Genomic DNA, 16644 nt, shown 5'->3' with positions numbered 1-16644 from the left:
TTTTTGATTTCAGGTCTCAACCAAATCTGCAGGTACCGTCCATGACCGCTAATTTCATTACAGCCCTTGCCGTCAAGTCCTTCGATGAACCGGATAAGAAGAGGTGCCCGGACAAGGCCGAGGTGGATCTGGTCAGCGTCAACGATTTCTCCGTTGCCCGGCTGATCCTCGCCCCCGGCTGGCGCTGGTCCGAATGCACCAAACCCACAGAGCAAACACCCTTCTGCCAGCACAACCACCTCGGGTTCTGCCTGTCCGGCGTCATGGAGGTGGAGGCACCCGAGGGCACCCGCTCCTTCATCCGCGCCAATGACACCTACGCGATCCCTCCGGGGCACGACGAATGGGTGGTGGGTTCCGAGCCGTTCGTTGCCGTTGAATTTCTCGGCGCGGCATCGTTCGGGCGGCCGGTCAGCCGCGGACTCCACGCCAGAATCTGAGCCGCCCGAATCCGAACCGCCGGGATCTGAGCCGCCGCATCGCAGCCCCCGGCTGCTGGGCCGGCGCGCCATTGCCGTGCGCGCCCTTGTGGCACGGCGTCTTATTGGCACGGCGTTCCGGAAGGGATAACGTCACTGCCATGGGATGCCGGTCCAGCTGAGGAGTCGCCGCCATGGCCATTATCGATAACGCCGTGTACGTGGCCGGACGCAGGACGGCTGATCCGGAGGGGCTGGAGGAGACTTACTTCCTGCTGCGGCAGCGCGAGGGCATGGCCTGGATCGGACTGTACCGGCCGGACCCCCACGAGCTGCGGTCAGTGGCTGACGAATTCGACCTCAGCGCCCTGGCGGTCGAGGACGCGCTCACCGGACACCAGCGCGCCAAGCTTGAGCATTACGGTGAAACGCTCTTCCTGGTCCTGCGCCCGGCACGGTACCTCGACGACGTCGAAAAGGTGGAGTTCGGCGAAATCCACGTCTTCGCCGGGCCGGATTTCGTGGTCACCGTCCGCCGCGCGGAATCACCGGACCTCGCGCGGGTGCGCCGCCGCATGGAATCCCAGCCGGAGTTCCTGGCCCTCGGCCCCGACGCCGTGCTGTACGCCATCCTGGACCAGGTGGTCGACGAGTACGAGCCGGTTGCCGCCGGCCTGGAAAACGATATCGACGAAATCGAGGATGAACTGTTCGGCGCGGATCCGGAGGTTTCCCGCCGCATCTACGAGCTGTCCCGCCAGGTCATCATCGTCCAGCGCGCCACCGGGCCGCTGGCCGGAATCCTGCAGGCATTGATCGCCGGAACGCCGGATCACCACCCCGGCCCCGAGCTGCAGGACCACCTCCGCGATGTGCTGGACCACGTCCTGCGGCTCAACGACCGGATCGCGTCCTTCCGGGCGCTGCTGCAGAACGCCCTCGCGGTCAACGCAGCCCTCGTTGCCCAGCGCCAGAACGACGAGATGCGGCGCCTCACCGAGTCCAGCTTCGCGCAGAGCGAGCAGGTCAAGAGAATCTCTTCCTGGGCGGCCATCCTCTTCGCGCCGACGCTCATCGGCACCATCTACGGGATGAACTTCCATACGATGCCTGAGCTCGACTGGATCTTCGGCTACCCCATGGCGCTGGGGCTGATGATCGGCATGGGGCTGGTCCTCTACGCCACGTTCAAGCACAACAACTGGATCTAAAACCGGCCGCCGAGAACCGCCGCCCCTCGTCAGCACCTGTGCCTCCCGCACACCCTGTTTGGGTGGGGAGAGCCGCGGGCGGCCAACTTCTCCAAGGTTTCCAAAAGCAGTGTGCTCAACAATGGGGGTGTTTCACCCCCGACGCGGCGGGGGAGCGGAACGCCGAACTTGGTCAGGGCACGGCGGCTGTTCGGCCACCGGCCCGAAAAGTTCGGGGTTCCGCGTCCCTGGGGATTGGAGGGCAGACGGTGGACCTGCGGAACCTCAGCAACAAGAACAACCTGGACTTCCCCAACACCGACAAGATCATGCGGTTTCAGGTGGTGGCCGACTCCGGCTCCTCGGCCGGAACCATCAGTTCCATTCCGGTGACCCTGGACGACGGCGGCACGCCGGGAAGCGCGCGCGGCAGCCTCGCCACCATGAGCCTCACGCCTGAGATGGCGGTCGCGAAGCGCGTGCTCCGGGTGAAGCGCCAGGGAGGGGAATGGACCATCAACGAGGAGACCTGGGAAGACGTGGAAAAGTCGGGATTCACCAGGTGCTTCGCCATCCCGCGGCGGAACTCCGTGGAACCGTGGACCATCGTCAACGAGTCTGGCGGCTGGTTCCATCCGGTGCACATCCACCTCGTCGACGCCAAGATCATTGCCCGCAACTCCAACGGGGGCAAGCCGTTCGCGTGGGAGACCGGGCCGAAGGATGTGTTCTACGCCAGCGAGAACGAGTCCATCACGCTGCTCATGCAGTTCGACACCGGCCCGGATTCCCCCGGTGGCCGGTACATGATGCACTGCCACAACCTGGTGCATGAGTCCACGACATGATGGTGCAGTTTTCCGTGGGCGACCTGCGGAACAACGACCCGATCCTCTCCGACCCGCCCAAGACGGACCCGACGCCGCTGGGCTCGTTCCCGCCCGTGTACCGTCCGGCGTTCCCGGCCGGCACCTGAGGACGCGTAGGGAGGCGGGCGTTGGGCAGCCCCGGAAGAAAGCGCAGGATCACGCCGGTTTTTCCGCAGGAGCCGAAGCTTCGGCGAAGCTTCCGTGCAGCTGCGGCCCGGCACAGGCGCGCGGAAAATACACTGGATACAGCCTTCCATTGGCTCTCCCCGCTGGCCCTCAGCTTTCGAAGGAACCCCAAAATCCGCGCTTCGTCTGTTCTCCGTCCTGCTTTGGCCTCATTGCTCCTGACCGGCTTTGCCGCAGCCTTCGCAGGAGTCACGCCAGGCACTGCCGCCACCGGCGTGCCCCCCGCGGGTATTGCCGCCACGGAAACCCCGACGGCAGTGCCGGCAGCTGCCGCCCGCTACATTGTGCGCTACTCCGCCGGGACCGACGTATCCTCGGCCGTACGGAACCTGCGCTCGAGGAACATCGCCGTCGGACGCACTTTCGCCAAGGCCATCCGTGGCGCAGTGGTAACGGCCACGGCGGGACAGGTCGCGGACCTGAAGCGCTCGGCGGGCGTTGCCGCCGTCGAACCCGATGCCCCGGTGACGGCCGCCGATACCGAGCAGTCCGCACCATGGGGTCTGGACCGCATTGACCAGCGCGCCCTGCCGCTCTCCGGGACCTACACCTCGGCGGCGTCGGGGGCCGGCGTGAGCGCCTATGTAATTGACTCCGGCGTGCTGTCTGCGCACGCGGAGTTTGGCGGCCGCGTCGTGCAGGGATGGACGGCGGTTTCCGACGGGCTGGGCACCGGGGACTGCAACGGCCACGGCACCCACGTTGCCGGCACCATCGCGGGGAAGACCTACGGCGTGGCCAAGGCGGCCACCGTGGTCCCCGTCCGCGTGCTGGACTGCAACGGTTCGGGCTTCAACTCGGACGTCATCGCGGGCCTGGAGTGGGTCGCGTCCAACCACCAGGCCGGAACCCCGGCCGTTGCCAATTTGAGCCTCGGCAGCAGCGCCAGCGCCATGGTGGACGCCGCGGTGCAGGGCATCATCAACGACGGCGTCACAGCAGTTGTCGCCGCCGGCAACTCCACCGCTGATGCCTGCAACAGCTCCCCGGCGCGCGTTGCCGGCGCGCTGACCGTCGCTGCGAGCGACTCGGCGGACAAGCAGGCGGCGTTCTCCAACTACGGCAGCTGCGTTGACCTTTACGCACCAGGCGTGGGCATCAAGTCTGCCTCCCCCAGCTCGACCACGGCGACGGCCCTGATGAGCGGCACCTCGATGGCCTCTCCGCACGTGGCAGGCGCCGCAGCCGTGATGCTGTCACGGTCGCCGGGACTGCTGCCGGCGGACGTGGCGGCGAAGCTGCTGTCCGCGGCCACCTCGGGTGCCGTCTCCGCAGCCAGCGCGGGGACACCTAACCGCCTGCTTTTCACCGACCCGGCCGCCGCGGTCCTCACCGCACCGGCCGTGACGGCACTCAACCCGGCAGCCAACTCCTCCGGCGCCGCCGTAGCAGCCAACGTCACCGCCACCTTCGGCACTGCCGTTCAAGGTGTGAGCGGTTCCACCTTCGTCCTGCGGAATGCCGCGGGAACAACAGTGCTTGCTGCCGTCAGCTACGACGCCGCCACGCACACCGCAACGCTGAACCCGGAGGGCCTGCTGGGTGCCTTGCAGAAGTACACGGCGACGCTGACCGGTGGAGCCTCGGCCATCCGAGATGCGGCAGGCACCCCCTTCGTGACGGGCAGCTGGTCCTTCACCACGGCCGCGGCCCCCACGGTTACGGCACGCACGCCCGGCGCGAACGGCACCGCTGTTGCCGCCGGAAGCAATGTCACGGCCACCTTCAGCAGCGCGGTGCAGGGCATCAGCGGCAGCAGCTTCGTGCTGCGCGGCCCGGGCGGCACCGTTGTCCCGGCGGCCGTCACCTACAGCGACACCACCCAGACTGCCACGCTGAACCCGGTGGCCAACCTCGCCAATGACGCGACGTACACGGTGACGCTGACCGGCGGACCCGCGGCCATCCGCGACGCCGCAGGCACCCCCCTGGCCACCACCACCTGGACGTTCACCACCGGCCCGGCCCCGGTTATTACGGCCATGACGCCGCGCCCGGGAGCTACGCTGGTGCGGCGCGCCAACAACGTCGCGGTGACCTTCAGTGAGGCCATCCAGGGAGCCGGCACCGGCACTGTCGCGCTGAAGAACGCCGCCACCGGCGCCAACGTGGCGGCAACGGTTTCCCGCAACGGCACCACGAACCAGTGGATCCTGAACCCTTCGGCAACGCTGGCCGCGCGGACCAATTACACGCTCAGCGTGACCGGCGGGACCGCTGCGGTGCGCGACCTGGCCGGCAACCCGCTGAAGTCAGCCAGTTGGACTTTCACCACCGGTTCGCTCTGAGGTCCAGAAATCTCCGAGCCACAGCGCCTGAGCTCCAGCAAAACAGAGGCCGACGGCGGCACCCGCGTGCCGCCGTCGGCCTTCTGTTTGTAGTTGTCTGACAAGTCAGACTGAGAAGGACGGCTATGTCAGTGGCCGAAATGGACCGTTCCCCAACCGCTGTCACTCTTGGTTACGGTGTGGGAGTACTTACCGTTCTTGTCGTCGTACTTGATCTTGACGACGTGGTATACCTTTTCCTCGCCACCCTTGCGGCCCTTGTCCTTGACCTCAGCATTGGTGTGTTTTGCTTCGTACTTGACATCCTTGAGCTTGCCGTCCCGATGCTTGATCAGTTCCCACTTACCGTTGTTCTTCTTTTGGAAGATCCAGTGGTCGAACTTCACGTCGGTTTTCTTGTCGCACCATACTTTGAACTCGAACTTGACGTCTGCCTTCTTCGAGTACTTGCCGTATTCCTTGTGGTACACGTTCTTGGCGTCGACCTTGCACTCGACTTTTTTGTCGGGTTTATAGTCGTAGCCTGCGGCTGACGCCGGTCCTGCCACCGCCACTGAGCCTCCAATGAGGCTGAATGAGGCTGCTGAAACCAGTGCGAGCCTGGCTGCCAAAGGGCGCCGCTGTCGTGTTGGAGAGGTGATGGTCATTGTCTTGCTCCCGCGAGGTGTGTTCGGGCATCGCTGGCCGATCACGTGACGCGTGGAGACCCATCAACCACTTCTGTCCGTTTTATGATCGTCCACCCGGACTGGCCGGGCGGGCCTGGAGCCGGATTCATTTTCAAGGGAAGCCCTTGGATCCGGTGTTTCAAATTGTACGCCCGGAAGTGCGTGTCAACACTTAGTTTCAGAATTTGTCAACCTGTTGGGGTTGTTTGTAGGGCGGCGTGAGGGCGTCCGACGGCGGGGGGTAGCGCCGTCGGACGCCCCCTTTGCGCCGGGCTACTTGCCCAGAAAGCTGAGCAGGGCCTCGTTGACCTCTGCGCCGTGGGTCCAGAGCAGGCCGTGCGGGGCGCCGTCGATCTCCACGTAGTCAGCCTCCGGGAGTGCCTTGCTGAACTCCCGGCCGGTAGCGTCGATCGGCAGAATGTTGTCCGCCGTGCCGTGCACGATCAGTGCCGGGACGTCGATCTTCGGGATGTCGGCGCGGAAGTCGGTGATCCAGGTGGGCTGGGCGGCCACCGAGGCGAACGCGCCGGAGCTGGCGGCGAGGTTCCAGCTGGCCTTCACGGACTCCTCGCTGAGCCGGGGCGTGCCCAGGAAGGTGTCGCTGTTGTAGAAGTTCTTGAAGAACTCGGTGAAGAAGGCGTAGCGGTCCGCTTTGACTGCCTCGGCAAGGCCGTTGAAAACTGACTGCGGCACGCCGGTGGGGTTGTCGTCGGTCTGCAGGAGGTAGGGTTCCAGGGAACCGAGGAAGGCGGCCTTGGCCACGCGGGCCGATCCGAACGTGGAGAGGTACCGGGCCACTTCGCCGGTTCCCATCGAGAAGCCAACCAGCACCGCATCATTGAGGTCCAGGGTGGTCAGGATGGTGTTGAGGTCGCCGGCGAAGGTGTCGTAGTCGTAGCCGGTGGTGGGCTTGCTGGACTTGCCGAATCCGCGGCGGTCGTACGTGACGACGCGGTAGCCGGCATCGAGCAGGGCGGCTGTCTGCTTTTCCCACGAGGATCCGTCCAGGGGATAGCCGTGGATGAGGACAACAGCCTGTCCGGTTCCGTGGTCTTCGTAGTAGAGCTCGATGTCGGTGCTGTTTTCCTGTCCAACGGTGATGTAAGCCATGTCAGCATTCCCTTCGGTCTCGTGAGAACGGACGTCCTCAAGCGGTGGTACCAACCTATCGGGATCGCGGGCCGGTCCGCGCGGCCTGTTACAGGGCGTAGCCTGCAGGAATGGCAGCGGAGCCGGGGATGTTGTGCTGGACATGAAACGAATTGGCTTCCTGTCCTTCGGCCACTGGGGCCCGGTGCAGGGTTCCCGCACCAGGACGGCACGCGATGCTCTGCTGCAGGGGATAGAGCTGGCCGTGGCCGCGGAGGAGCTGGGCATCGACGGCGCGTATTTCCGCGTTCACCACTTCGCACGCCAGCAGGCATCGCCGTTTCCGCTGCTCGCGGCGGCGGCCCGCACCCACCGCATCGAGCTCGGCACCGGCGTCATCGACATGCGCTACGAGAATCCGCTGTACATGGCTGAGGAGGCGGCGGCCACGGACCTCATCAGCGGGGGTCGGCTTCAGCTGGGTATCAGCCGCGGCTCACCCGAACCGGCCCGGAACGGCGCGGCGGCCTTCGGCTATGCGCCGCGGGAGGGCGAGACAGATGCCGACATGGCGCGCCGGCACGCCGAGGAGTTTCGGCGGGCCATCGCCGGCGCCGGCGTGGTGGAGGCCGACCCCCGCTACGCCGGAGGGGCCACCGGGCTCCTCCCTGTCCAGCCCCGCTCCGAGGGGCTGCCCGAGCGCATCTGGTGGGGCGCCGGAACCCGGAAGACAGCGGTCTGGGCGGCCGAGCGCGGGATGAACCTCATGAGCTCACCCTGCTGACCGAGGATACCGGGGTGCCGTTCCACGAGCTCCAGTCCGAGCAGATCGCGATGTTCCGTGAGGCGTGGGCGGCGGCCGGGCACGGCCGCGAGCCGCGGGTTTCGGTCAGCCGCAGCGTCCTGCCGCTGGCCGATGAAGAGGACCGGCAGTACTTCGGGCTGAGCGCCCTCCGCGAGGGCCGGGACCAGGTGGGCGCCCTGGACGGCACCCTGGCCCGCTTCGGCAAGAGCTACGTCGGCGAGCCGGACGTCATCGCCGCCAAGCTGGCCGGCGACGCCGCGGTTCAGGCGGCAGACACGCTACTGCTGACCGTCCCAAACCAGCTTGGCGTGGAGTACAACGCCAAGCTGCTGGAACATCGCCCGGCATGTGGCCCCATCCCTGGGATGGGCGCCGCAGGATGTGCGGGAGCAGGCGTAACCTACCGGCCTAGGACGGTTCCCACGCTGGCCGGCATCGCGCTCATCCTGGTCTTGACAGTCTGGACAGTCTGGACAGTCTCGACGGCCTGGCTTCTGGCAAGCCCGCTGGCGATCCTAGGTGTGCCTAGACTGGGACGCGACCGGCATTTCCCAGTGAGAGGCAGTGGCATGACTGACAGCAAGCGCAATGCGGAAGAGCCCAGCGACCTTCGCGGCCCTGGCGACCCGGACGCCGTCGAACAGGAACAGCCCCATCCCGAGGCTGGCACGGCACACAACATCCGTGAAGAACAGATGACCCAGGCAGGCGGAACAGTGCCCGCCAGCTACGTTGGCAGCGGAGCACCGGAGGGCCAACACAAGCCGGAAGAGGCTGCGGACGAATCCGGTCTGTGGGATGCCGAGGACAGGTAGCTAGAACCAGGTAATGATCCTGTCGGCGCGGGTGCGCGTGGCTTCGATCAGGCGGGCATTGGCCGCGTCCGGCCCGTTGGCCCAGGCCTCGGCCGCCGCGCGGTCCATGCCGTAGAACATGTGTCGTTCAACCAGGCGGGCAAGGCGCAGGTCGTGCGGTGTGTCGATGAACCACACCTCGTCCAGTTGTGCCCGCACCTGCTGCCAGCGCGCGGCGTCGCTGAGCAGGTAGTTGCCCTCGGTGATGATGACGGGGACGGTGGCTGGGATGGCGAGCGATGCGGCCACGGGCTCATCGATCGTCCGCCGGAACTCCGGCGCGTAAACGACGTCCTCGTCCCGGCGCACAAGGCGCCTCAGGAGCGAAAGATAACCGCCGACGTCGAACGTGTCCGGGGCGCCCTTGCGCTGGCGCAGGGGAGTGCCGTCAATGATGGCGTTGCCCAGGTGGAAGCCGTCCATGGGCACCACGAGGGCGGAATCAGGGCCCAGGGCGTCCGCGAGGCAGGCCGAGAACGTGGATTTGCCGGACCCCGGGGAACCAGCCACGCCGAGCAGAACCCGTCGGCCGGCGGTCAGCCGGCTGCGCAGTTCGGTGACGGCCTGCTGGATCTCCGCGGATTCGAAAGCCCGCACGGGCTCAACGTTCGGAAGGGTCATGCACAGCATCCTAGGCGAGTCCGGGCGGATCGCCGGAGTGTGCCGTGGTGCCGCGGAGTTGCTCAGTCCAGCGGAATGGTGATGGTGATGGCCGTGCCGGTGCCGGGAGCCGAGGTGATGTCCACGGTCCCGCCCGCTTCCTTTACCGCCTGTGAAATGGTCCTGAGCCCCGCACCGCGGCCGGTGCCTTCTCCCGCCGCCCGTGGAACCGACTCGAAGCCCGTGCCGTTGTCGGCGACCATCAGGCGGATGCCGTGGAAAACGGCTGCGAGGCGGACAGTGACATCCGTGGCGTGCGCATATTTGAACGTGTTGCTCAGCGCCACCTGCGCGGAGTGGTACAGCAGCGAGGCGCAGCCGGACGAGATCTCCACGCCATGATGGGGTGTCTCCCACCGGACGCAGGTACCCTGGCGGCGCAGGGGGACTGTGAGCCTGTCGATGCAGCCGGCGAGCCCCAGCCGGTAAAAGTCCACGGGCTGCCGGTCGGTAATGACGCCGCCGACTTCGACGACTTCCTCGAGAGTTGCTGACTGGTTCATGGCGCCCCCGCTTCCTAGCGGCCGTAGTTGCATGCTTTCCCTGGAAGGATCGCTCCTCCAGGGGCTGATGCTTAAGGGTGGCGCGGGCCGATCAGGCTTGCCGCAGGTTTACCTCGGGATCCAATCAAGTTTTCGCAAGATCTTGTGCGCACCTATGTGGCCAGCATCCAGGGCTGAAACGCCTGTTGCGGATACGTGGCGGCGTCGGCGGCGTCAAGCACCTCCAGCGCCGTCATATGTGCGGCGGCTGCCACTTCACGGATCGGCTTGCCGTGGGTTACGGCCGCGGCTACTGCACTCTGCAGGGTTTCCGCTGCCGGGTCATGCTCTGCTTTTGCAGATTCCAGCGTCGCCACGGCTTCTTTCACCGCGCGGATGTCGTCGTCCATCGGTGCCCTCCCATTCTGCTCCATTGCAGGGACGCCAGCGCCCGGGAACCCGTGTTCCCGATAACGAGGTGTCGTGATCCTAAAACAATAAGACAGACAGGTCTGTCTCTGCCAGTCCCAAGGTACACTGATTCTCTAATGAGTGCTCCTGATGCAACCGGGGACACCTTGTTGCCCGACGAGGTGCGGACCGGCCATAGCGAACCAGTGGATCGGATTCTGGCCACTGCCTATGAGCTTTTCTCCCACCGCGGCGTCCGGGACGTCGGTATCAACGAGCTGATCGAGCGGTCCGGCGTGGCCAAGTCGACGTTTTACCGCCACTTTCCGTCGAAGGACGCGCTGGTTCTGGCTTTCCTGGCCCTCCGTGACCAGGTATGGACAGTGGACCTGATTGTCTCCGAGGCGAGGCGCAGGGGAAGCACGCCCGAGGGCCGGCTGCTGGCCATTTTCGACGTCTTCGGCGATTGGTTCCAGCGGGACGATTTCGAAGCGTGCACGTTCATCAATGTCCTCCTCGAAATGGGCCCGGGGCATCCCCTGGGGGAGGCCAGTATCGGCTACCTCGCCAGAATCCGGGGCCACATCCAGGCCCTTGCCGAGGAAGCGGGGCTAGAACGCCCTGACGAATTCGCCCGCTCCTGGCACATCCTGATGAAGGGCTCCATCATTTCCGCGACGGAAGGCGACTTCCTCGCTCATAAGCGGGCGCAGCAGATGGCCGGCTGGCTCATCGCGCACCACCGGAATTGAGACCCGGGACCTGACCTCGCCGCAGCTGGCAACGTAGGTGCCACGGCCGCCGTCGTCCCTCTTCAGTCGAGCCGGAACAGGTTCCGCAGGGGAGCGGGGAGCCACGTAGGTTTCGGTCCGTCAACTGTGTTTTTGCTACTTTCCATCGGCCCCTCAGCAGCGCCAGCCGCGAAGTAGTCTCCGCCCGCAGGGAAGTAGTCGGCCGTCGGGAGGGAGCTGCCGCCTGTTGCCGGCGGCAGGCAGGCGTTTTCGCTCAGGTGGCACAGCAGCGCTTGCTCGGGGGATCCCGGATGCGAGGCCAGATGCTGCAGCAGCCGGTGCCGGGCTTCGGACTGGACATCCGTGGTGGCGAGGATATCAAGGATGAGTTCGATGACCTGGGCGCGCATCACAGTCCTGTCGATCGACCTCAGTGAGTCGCTGCAGAAGAGCTCCAGCGCATCCTCGGCGCTTCTCCCCGGTTCAAGGGCGGTCTTCAGCTTTTCGTGCTCAGCAGGGGTGGGGACACTAGCGTCCATCGGAACCTCCTTGAATATTCGCGTCTTCGTCCAGGAAAACGGCTTTGACGGAAGGTGGCAGCTCAATGACCACGACGCCCGGACCCTGCACAGCAGGCGGCTCCGCAACCGCCTGGCTCCAGACGTTGAGGGCGGCGAATGTAACCGCGGGAACGCACAGGAGTAACAGCTTCATCACTGGGTCTCCTCCATTGGCGGCGTGATCCTTTGCATGGCGCCACTATTCGGCAAGCCTCCTGTGAAAACCTCGGTGCCGGCACCCCTCGGCAGCCGCACTTTGGGCGGATTTGGGGGGTCCGCCTGACGGAATGGTCCCGTCCGTCCATAGCGTCCGTTCTTCCGCCGAAAACTTCCCGGTTTTTCATAGGGAAACTCTCAGGATTCCGGAGCGCTGAGTCGCTGAAGGTGGGAAGGTTCGCCATTGGTCAGGCTCCCGGCTGACCGCCTGACAAGCGCCCGGCAAGGGCGTAGCTTTGTTGGTGTTGGGACCCATCCGGCCCTCCGCATCCTGCAATGGGGCCGGAAGCTGACAGGAGGTAACAGCGATGACCAACATATTCAGGCGTGCCGGCGTCGATATCCCGGAACCCTTCCGCCGTTTCCTGGAGGGGGATATGGACGCCTGGCTGCGGGTCGAGGAATACCGCGAGGCGGGCGCATTGGTGGTGAAGGCCGAAGCGCCGGGCATCGATCCTGACAATGATGTCGACATCACGCTGACCGGCAGCCAACTGCAGATTACCGTCCGCCGTGAAGAGAAATCGGAGCACAAGGACAAGGAAGGGTACCGCTCGGAATTCCGCTTTGGCACGTTTTCGCGGACCGTAAGCCTTCCCGCCCCGGTGAACCAGGAGGACATCCGCGCCTCGTATACCGACGGCGTTCTGGAAGTCCGCGTTCCGTTGACGGAGGAGTCCGCTGCGGGAGGCCAGAAGATCCGGGTATCCCGCAGTGCGGGGACGGCCGGTGCAGGAACCGAGGGGGCCTCACGGACTGCGGGGACTTCACGGATGGAAGGGCAGGAACCCGACCAGAGCTTCGGTGGCCCTTAGCAATACACGCAGCCCGGCAGTTCAGCCCTCGTAGTGGGTCTTCGCCGGGCCCTGGCCAAGCGAGTCAACGATCGACGTCGCAACGCTGTGCAGCTTGATGTTGCGCGTACTCGATGCTGCCTTGAGCAGCTCAAAGGCTTCCTCCTGGCTGCACCTGTTCTGCGCCATGATCACGCCGACGGCGACGTCGATCACTGTCCGCGTTTCCAGGGTGGCCTTGAGGTTGGCCGCCGCGTCGCTGTAGTGGGCGAACCGCACCGCCAGCCGCAGGGCCATCGACGTCTGGCTGACGAAGTCCTGGGCGAGTTCCAGCACGCGCCCCTCGAAACGTCCCGGCCGGTGGGAGTAAAGGTTCAGTGCGGCCCGGGTCTCGCCCTCAAGCACAAAAGGAATGGCGAGAATTGACCGGACCCCTTGCCCCAGCACCGTCTCGGCGTAGCTGTCCCAACGGTCGTGGTTCCGGAGGTCCGTGATGTGGATGGTGACCTGCTCGCGCGAGGCTGTCATGCAGGGACCGTCGCCAAAGTCGTACTGAATCTCGTCCATGGCCTGCGCCTCGGGGCTGCTGCTCGCCACGGTTGCCGCCTTGCGGTGCCGCAGCAGGGTCACGCCGCAAAGGACTTCGTCCCCGGGTTCGGAGAGGCTGCGTGCAGAGATCCGGGCGAGCTCGTGGAGGAATTCGCCCACGTCGGAGCTGGTGAGCACAAGCTCGTTGAGGTGCTCCGTGATTGAGGTTTCAGGTTTTGCGGTCGACTCGCTGGCCACGATCTTTCGGTACCGTTTCGCTCGGGTCAAGACGAACCGGCGGGCGCAGCGCAGGGACCCCGTGGCCGGGGCGGATAGCAGCGAGCAAGGTGCCGGATCGAACAACAATCCAACGGCCTTCTGCTAAACCGTACCGAGAAAATATACACCAGTTCGGCACGCACCATGGCCGCGGTTACAGCCGTGGGCCCTAGGCTGGGGGAAGGTGCCGGACGGTGTTAGCCGCTGCGGCGAACGGAGCACGGCCGCCCGGGCCAGGGTCGGCCAACCAACAGGAGGAGGCCGCGGTGAGAATTGCCGTAACGGGAGGCAGTGGAAAGCTGGGACGGAATGTGGTCCGCAGGCTTGTGGCGGACGGGCATTCGGTCCTCAACCTGGACCGGACGGGTGACCGGAGCCCGCATTTCGCCGCCGTGGATCTGCGCAACTACGGGCAGGTTGTTGACGTCATCTTGGGTCTCGATGACCGGCACCAGGGCTTCGACGCGATCGTCCATCTGGGCGCCATCCCCGCTCCCGGCCTGGTGCCCGACGCTGCCACGTTCGAAAACAACATGCTGTCGACCTACAACGTGTTCCAGGCGGGCCGCCGGGCCGGCATCAAGAAAATCGTGTACGCGTCCAGTGAGACGGTGCTGGGACTGCCGTTCGACGTCGACCCTCCCTACATCCCGGTGGACGAGGAATATCCGGCCCGCCCGGAGAGCACCTACTCGCTGGTGAAGCATCTGGAGGAGCAGATGGCCATCCAGATGACGCGCTGGGACCCGGAGCTGAGCATCGTGGGACTTCGCTTCTCCAACGTCATGGATCCGGAGGACTACGAGGAGTTTCCGTCCTTTGACTCGGACGCCGCCCTTCGCAAGTGGAACCTCTGGGGCTACATCGACGCGCGCGACGGTGCCCAGGCGGTGGCACGCGCGCTGGAATACCGCACGCCGGGGTTCGAGGCCTTCATCGTCGCCAACGAGGACACCGTCATGAGCCGCTCCAGCGCCAGCCTGGCGGCGGAAGTTTTCCCGCGGGTGAAAGTCACCAAGGAGTTGGGCGAGCACGAGACCCTGCTCTCCATCGACAAGGCCAAGCGGCTCCTTGGCTACGCGCCCGAGCACAGTTGGCGGAACTACCACTCGAACCGCACGACGCCCACCGAGGACTGAGCGCCCACAAACGACTGAGCGCGAACGAACACTTGAGCCCCGCACGGGTGGGGCTTAAGTGTTCGTTCGCGCTTGGGGCGGCGCCGTCCGGGGAAGAGCCGCTACTTGGACGGCCGTGCTACTTGGACGGCTGGGGCACTTCGCAGGTCAGCTTGGGGTTGGCGCCCATGTAGTTCAGCGGTCCGGCGGCGATGGTGATCGCCACGGTTCCGGCCTCCGTGCAGGAGTCCGGGGAGCCACCGAAGTAGCCCCGCTGAAACGCGGCGAAAACGCCGACGATGAGCCAGATGACCACAAGTGTTCCGATGATCCTCACGGCAGCCTCCGTAGCCCCGTTGCCACTTCAATGTGTGACTAATTATCCACCAGGTCAGCTGGGTTCGGTCGTATCCACCGGTGTTTCCTCGACGTCCGGGGTGTCCTCCGCCGTGGCAACCTGCTCGTCGCTTGGCGCTCCGGTCCGCGCGCCGTCCGTGCCCTCTTCCGGTTCGAAAGTGTTCGGCTCGCCGGCTCCCATCGCGACGCCGGCGCCGGAGTCCGGGACGCCATCCCCTTGCGTCCGCGGTGCAGTTCCGCTGTTCTGTTCTTCCTGGCCGGTTCCTTCAGTGCTCATGTCGTCTCCTGAGACCTCGTGGGGCTGGAAGTTTTACCGTAACAGCGGAGGAAGGCATCCGTAAGGGGGCTTAGGATTTCTGCCGCCCGCTTTCTGACGCCCGGCGTGGAACAGGGATAACCTTCACTTCTAGACAATATTCCTCAGCGCACAGGCGGTCTTTCGGGTGGCAGAAGAATCAGCGGGCAAGCAGGGCCGGTGGCGGGTCTTCCATGACAAGTTTGTGGTCGAAGAGCGCTATATGGAACCCGGCGCGAGGAAAGGGCTCTACGCGACGGCCATCGTGCTGGCTCTCATCGGGGCAACGGTCTTCTTCCTCACGCTCGCCGGTGTCCTGCAAAGGGACGGGCTGGCCAGCGCTGACGGTGAGGCGCAGAGGTGGCTGCTGACCACCCGATCCGAAGCGCTGACCGTGGTGATGATCATCCTTGCCATCATCTTCGGACCCGTGGGGCTGCCCATCATCGTCCTCATCGTCACGGTGGCGTGGGGCATGCTGGCCAAGCACGCCTGGCGGCCCATCCTGCTGGCGGCGGCCATGCTCACCGGCGTGGGGCTGGCGCAGCTCATCGGCAGGTCCGTCGAAAGGGAGCGCCCACCCGTGGACCAGATGCTGTTCGGCGCCGACCAAACGTTTTCCTTCCCGTCCGGCCACGTCCTGGGCGCGTCTGACTTCCTGCTGGTGACCACATTCCTGGTCTTTTCCCGCCATCGGAACCCGAAGGCTGCCGTCGTCAGCTTTATTGTCGCCATCATCGGCGTTTTCGCGGCCTCCGTCAGCAGGCTCTATCTGGGCTACCACTGGGTAAGCGACGCCGTGGCGTCGGTGTCGCTGTCGCTGGTGGTGCTCGGCGCGGTGATTGCCGTGGACACCTGGCGCACCGCCCGGGTGCCGGGCGAGGAGGTCACCGGCGAGCTGTCCAAAGCCGAGGCCCCGGACTGACGGCATGGCCACCGAAGCCGATGTCCGCCGGATCTGCCTTGCACTGCCGGGCGTAACCGAACGCGCCAGCTGGAACCAGCCGGCCTGGTTCGCCAAAACCCTGATGGCCCGCATCTGGGAAACGGGCGTACTCACGGTCAAGACCGCCGAGCGCGAGGCTCTCGCCGGAACGGATCCGGAGACGTACTTCTGGATGCCGCACCATGAGCGGTCGCCCCAGCTGGTCCTTGTCCGGCTTTCAAGGGTCGACGGCGGCCAGCTCGCCGAACTGCTCGAGGACTCCTTCCTGCTCGCCGGGGGCCGGCTGTAGAAATGGCCTACAGCCCGCGCCCGGCGTCGTCCCGGTTGGCCTTGTGCTTCCCCGTCCAGATTTTCTTGTTCTTCCTCTTGCACCAGTTTGTCACAGGTGCTATAAAAAATCTGTATCCACCACCATAGATAAATGGGTGATGGGTAGCCATACAACCTACATGCTGAAGGGAGTGGGAAATGATGCTAATCCGTACTGACCCGTTCCGTGAGCTGGACCGGCTCACCCAGCAGGTCTTCGGAACAGCAGCCCGTCCGGCCGCCATGCCGATGGACGCGTGGCAGGAAGACGGGGAATTCGTGGTGGCGTTTGACTTGCCCGGGATTTCTCCCGAAGACGTGGATCTGAACGTTGAACGGAACGTCCTCACCGTCCGGGCAGAGCGCCGTGATGCCACCCAGCCCAACGTCGAACTGGTGGTCTCCGAGAGGCCGCGCGGTGTCTTCAGCCGCCAGCTCATTCTCGGCGACACCCTGGACGCGGACAACATCAAGGCCAGCTACGATCTTGGCGTGTTGACACTGCGGATCCCGGTTGCCGAGCAGGCAAAGCCGCGGAAGATCGAGATCGAAAGCAAGGGCCAGCTGCACCAGATCGAGACATAGCGACC

General features: G+C 65.3%; 22 protein-coding genes and 1 pseudogene. 13 read left to right on the top strand and 10 right to left on the bottom strand.

All coding sequences use genetic code 11. The features are described 5' to 3' along the window. Positions 1–41 precede the first annotated feature (41 nt). The 5 genes from QF036_RS21800 to QF036_RS21780 all read left to right on the top strand — a co-directional run bounded on the left by QF036_RS21800 (position 42) and on the right by QF036_RS21780 (position 4952). A complete protein-coding gene (locus QF036_RS21800; RefSeq protein WP_307105249.1) occupies positions 42–440 on the top strand; it encodes a cupin domain-containing protein in 399 nt (132 codons plus the stop codon). Between the two features lie 173 nt (positions 441–613). Beyond that, positions 614–1630 carry a magnesium and cobalt transport protein CorA gene (locus QF036_RS21795; protein ID WP_307105247.1) on the top strand — a complete coding sequence of 339 codons (1017 nt, stop codon included), beginning with the start codon at positions 614–616 and terminating at the stop codon, positions 1628–1630. A 248-nt stretch (positions 1631–1878) separates the two neighbouring features. Next, entirely contained in the window at positions 1879–2457 is a 579-nt protein-coding gene (locus QF036_RS21790) for a multicopper oxidase domain-containing protein (RefSeq protein WP_307105245.1), read from the top strand. Next, positions 2454–2585: a hypothetical protein gene (locus QF036_RS21785; RefSeq protein WP_307105243.1), complete on the top strand. Its 132-nt coding sequence runs from the start codon at positions 2454–2456 to the stop codon at positions 2583–2585. The genes QF036_RS21790 and QF036_RS21785 overlap by 4 nt, the downstream gene beginning before the upstream one ends. A gap of 222 nt (positions 2586–2807) precedes the next feature. Then, entirely contained in the window at positions 2808–4952 is a 2145-nt protein-coding gene (locus QF036_RS21780) for an Ig-like domain-containing protein (RefSeq protein WP_307105240.1), read from the top strand. Positions 4953–5080: 128 nt separating this feature from the next. On the opposite strand, the gene QF036_RS21775 is transcribed toward QF036_RS21780, so the two are convergent. Continuing rightward, the gene (locus tag QF036_RS21775) at positions 5081–5599 is read right to left on the bottom strand and encodes a hypothetical protein (RefSeq protein WP_307105239.1); all 519 of its coding nucleotides are present in this window, start codon (positions 5597–5599) and stop codon (positions 5081–5083) included. 294 nt (positions 5600–5893) lie between these two features. Further along, a complete protein-coding gene (locus QF036_RS21770; protein WP_307105237.1) occupies positions 5894–6730 on the bottom strand; it encodes an alpha/beta fold hydrolase in 837 nt (278 codons plus the stop codon). A gap of 142 nt (positions 6731–6872) precedes the next feature. Between QF036_RS21770 and QF036_RS21765 the strand changes: the two are divergent. Then, positions 6873–7913, top strand: a pseudogene (locus QF036_RS21765) (LLM class flavin-dependent oxidoreductase). A gap of 170 nt (positions 7914–8083) precedes the next feature. Then, the gene (locus QF036_RS21760) at positions 8084–8329 is read left to right on the top strand and encodes a hypothetical protein (RefSeq protein WP_307105235.1); all 246 of its coding nucleotides are present in this window, start codon (positions 8084–8086) and stop codon (positions 8327–8329) included. On the opposite strand, the gene QF036_RS21755 is transcribed toward QF036_RS21760, so the two are convergent. From QF036_RS21755 to QF036_RS21745, 3 genes are all read right to left on the bottom strand, one after another. After that, complete coding sequence (locus tag QF036_RS21755) at positions 8330–8989, bottom strand: nucleoside/nucleotide kinase family protein (RefSeq protein WP_307105233.1); 660 nt, start codon at positions 8987–8989, stop codon at positions 8330–8332. Between the two features lie 62 nt (positions 8990–9051). Beyond that, positions 9052–9531 carry a sensor histidine kinase gene (locus QF036_RS21750; protein ID WP_307105231.1) on the bottom strand — a complete coding sequence of 160 codons (480 nt, stop codon included), beginning with the start codon at positions 9529–9531 and terminating at the stop codon, positions 9052–9054. A 152-nt stretch (positions 9532–9683) separates the two neighbouring features. After that, positions 9684–9920, bottom strand: coding sequence for a hypothetical protein (locus QF036_RS21745; protein WP_307105230.1), 237 nt, complete (start codon positions 9918–9920; stop codon positions 9684–9686). Positions 9921–10058: 138 nt separating this feature from the next. Between QF036_RS21745 and QF036_RS21740 the strand changes: the two genes are divergently transcribed. Beyond that, positions 10059–10673 (top strand): TetR/AcrR family transcriptional regulator, encoded by a 615-nt coding sequence (locus tag QF036_RS21740; protein WP_307105228.1) that lies wholly within the window; start codon positions 10059–10061, stop codon positions 10671–10673. Between the two features lie 62 nt (positions 10674–10735). Here the strand turns inward: QF036_RS21740 and QF036_RS21735 are convergent, their stop codons facing one another. Together QF036_RS21735 and QF036_RS21730 are read right to left on the bottom strand one after the other, a co-directional pair. Next, the gene (locus QF036_RS21735) at positions 10736–11191 is read right to left on the bottom strand and encodes a hypothetical protein (RefSeq protein ID WP_307105227.1); all 456 of its coding nucleotides are present in this window, start codon (positions 11189–11191) and stop codon (positions 10736–10738) included. After that, positions 11181–11366, bottom strand: coding sequence for a hypothetical protein (locus QF036_RS21730; RefSeq protein ID WP_307105225.1), 186 nt, complete (start codon positions 11364–11366; stop codon positions 11181–11183). Before QF036_RS21730 ends, QF036_RS21735 begins: the two co-directional genes overlap by 11 nt. Positions 11367–11736: 370 nt before the next feature. Here QF036_RS21730 and QF036_RS21725 point away from each other — a divergent pair, with 370 nt between their 5' ends. After that, a complete protein-coding gene (locus tag QF036_RS21725) occupies positions 11737–12243 on the top strand; it encodes an Hsp20/alpha crystallin family protein (RefSeq protein WP_307105223.1) in 507 nt (168 codons plus the stop codon). Positions 12244–12264: 21 nt separating this feature from the next. Here the strand turns inward: QF036_RS21725 and QF036_RS21720 are convergent, their stop codons facing one another. Next, positions 12265–13008, bottom strand: a complete 744-nt coding sequence (locus tag QF036_RS21720) for a GAF and ANTAR domain-containing protein (RefSeq protein WP_307105221.1) — start codon at positions 13006–13008, stop codon at positions 12265–12267. Between the two features lie 287 nt (positions 13009–13295). On the opposite strand from QF036_RS21720, the gene QF036_RS21715 reads away from it, so the two are divergent. Next, the gene (locus tag QF036_RS21715) at positions 13296–14168 is read left to right on the top strand and encodes an NAD-dependent epimerase/dehydratase family protein (RefSeq protein WP_307105219.1); all 873 of its coding nucleotides are present in this window, start codon (positions 13296–13298) and stop codon (positions 14166–14168) included. Between the two features lie 118 nt (positions 14169–14286). Here the strand turns inward: QF036_RS21715 and QF036_RS21710 are convergent, their stop codons facing one another. Continuing rightward, entirely contained in the window at positions 14287–14484 is a 198-nt protein-coding gene (locus QF036_RS21710; protein WP_307105216.1) for a hypothetical protein, read from the bottom strand. 54 nt (positions 14485–14538) lie between these two features. Next, complete coding sequence (locus QF036_RS21705) at positions 14539–14781, bottom strand: hypothetical protein (protein ID WP_307105214.1); 243 nt, start codon at positions 14779–14781, stop codon at positions 14539–14541. 166 nt (positions 14782–14947) lie between these two features. Here QF036_RS21705 and QF036_RS21700 point away from each other — a divergent pair, with 166 nt between their 5' ends. The 3 genes from QF036_RS21700 (at position 14948) to QF036_RS21690 (ending at position 16639) form a co-directional block, all read left to right on the top strand. Beyond that, the gene (locus QF036_RS21700) at positions 14948–15724 is read left to right on the top strand and encodes a phosphatase PAP2 family protein (protein ID WP_307105212.1); all 777 of its coding nucleotides are present in this window, start codon (positions 14948–14950) and stop codon (positions 15722–15724) included. Between the two features lie 4 nt (positions 15725–15728). After that, a complete protein-coding gene (locus QF036_RS21695; RefSeq protein WP_307105210.1) occupies positions 15729–16034 on the top strand; it encodes an MmcQ/YjbR family DNA-binding protein in 306 nt (101 codons plus the stop codon). 182 nt (positions 16035–16216) lie between these two features. Then, positions 16217–16639, top strand: coding sequence for an Hsp20/alpha crystallin family protein (locus QF036_RS21690; RefSeq protein WP_307106056.1), 423 nt, complete (start codon positions 16217–16219; stop codon positions 16637–16639). Positions 16640–16644 lie beyond the last annotated feature (5 nt).

It is taken from the genome of Arthrobacter globiformis (assembly GCF_030817195.1).
GTDB lineage: Bacteria > Actinomycetota > Actinomycetes > Actinomycetales > Micrococcaceae > Arthrobacter > Arthrobacter globiformis_D.
The sequence above is the reverse complement of the archived record's forward strand: the minus strand, read 5'-3'. Positions and strand labels throughout refer to the sequence as shown.

Coding starts and splice junctions, on each gene's coding strand:
- QF036_RS21800 (WP_307105249.1), top strand. CDS start 42: ATGACCGCTAATTTCATTACAGCCCTTGCCGTCAAGTCCTTCGATGAA.
- QF036_RS21795 (WP_307105247.1), top strand. CDS start 614: ATGGCCATTATCGATAACGCCGTGTACGTGGCCGGACGCAGGACGGCT.
- QF036_RS21785 (WP_307105243.1), top strand. CDS start 2,454: ATGATGGTGCAGTTTTCCGTGGGCGACCTGCGGAACAACGACCCGATC.
- QF036_RS21775 (WP_307105239.1), bottom strand. CDS start 5,599: ATGACCATCACCTCTCCAACACGACAGCGGCGCCCTTTGGCAGCCAGG.
- QF036_RS21770 (WP_307105237.1), bottom strand. CDS start 6,730: ATGGCTTACATCACCGTTGGACAGGAAAACAGCACCGACATCGAGCTC.
- QF036_RS21760 (WP_307105235.1), top strand. CDS start 8,084: ATGACTGACAGCAAGCGCAATGCGGAAGAGCCCAGCGACCTTCGCGGC.
- QF036_RS21755 (WP_307105233.1), bottom strand. CDS start 8,989: ATGACCCTTCCGAACGTTGAGCCCGTGCGGGCTTTCGAATCCGCGGAG.
- QF036_RS21750 (WP_307105231.1), bottom strand. CDS start 9,531: ATGAACCAGTCAGCAACTCTCGAGGAAGTCGTCGAAGTCGGCGGCGTC.
- QF036_RS21745 (WP_307105230.1), bottom strand. CDS start 9,920: ATGGACGACGACATCCGCGCGGTGAAAGAAGCCGTGGCGACGCTGGAA.
- QF036_RS21740 (WP_307105228.1), top strand. CDS start 10,059: ATGAGTGCTCCTGATGCAACCGGGGACACCTTGTTGCCCGACGAGGTG.
- QF036_RS21735 (WP_307105227.1), bottom strand. CDS start 11,191: ATGGACGCTAGTGTCCCCACCCCTGCTGAGCACGAAAAGCTGAAGACC.
- QF036_RS21730 (WP_307105225.1), bottom strand. CDS start 11,366: ATGAAGCTGTTACTCCTGTGCGTTCCCGCGGTTACATTCGCCGCCCTC.
- QF036_RS21725 (WP_307105223.1), top strand. CDS start 11,737: ATGACCAACATATTCAGGCGTGCCGGCGTCGATATCCCGGAACCCTTC.
- QF036_RS21705 (WP_307105214.1), bottom strand. CDS start 14,781: ATGAGCACTGAAGGAACCGGCCAGGAAGAACAGAACAGCGGAACTGCA.
- QF036_RS21695 (WP_307105210.1), top strand. CDS start 15,729: ATGGCCACCGAAGCCGATGTCCGCCGGATCTGCCTTGCACTGCCGGGC.
- QF036_RS21690 (WP_307106056.1), top strand. CDS start 16,217: ATGCTAATCCGTACTGACCCGTTCCGTGAGCTGGACCGGCTCACCCAG.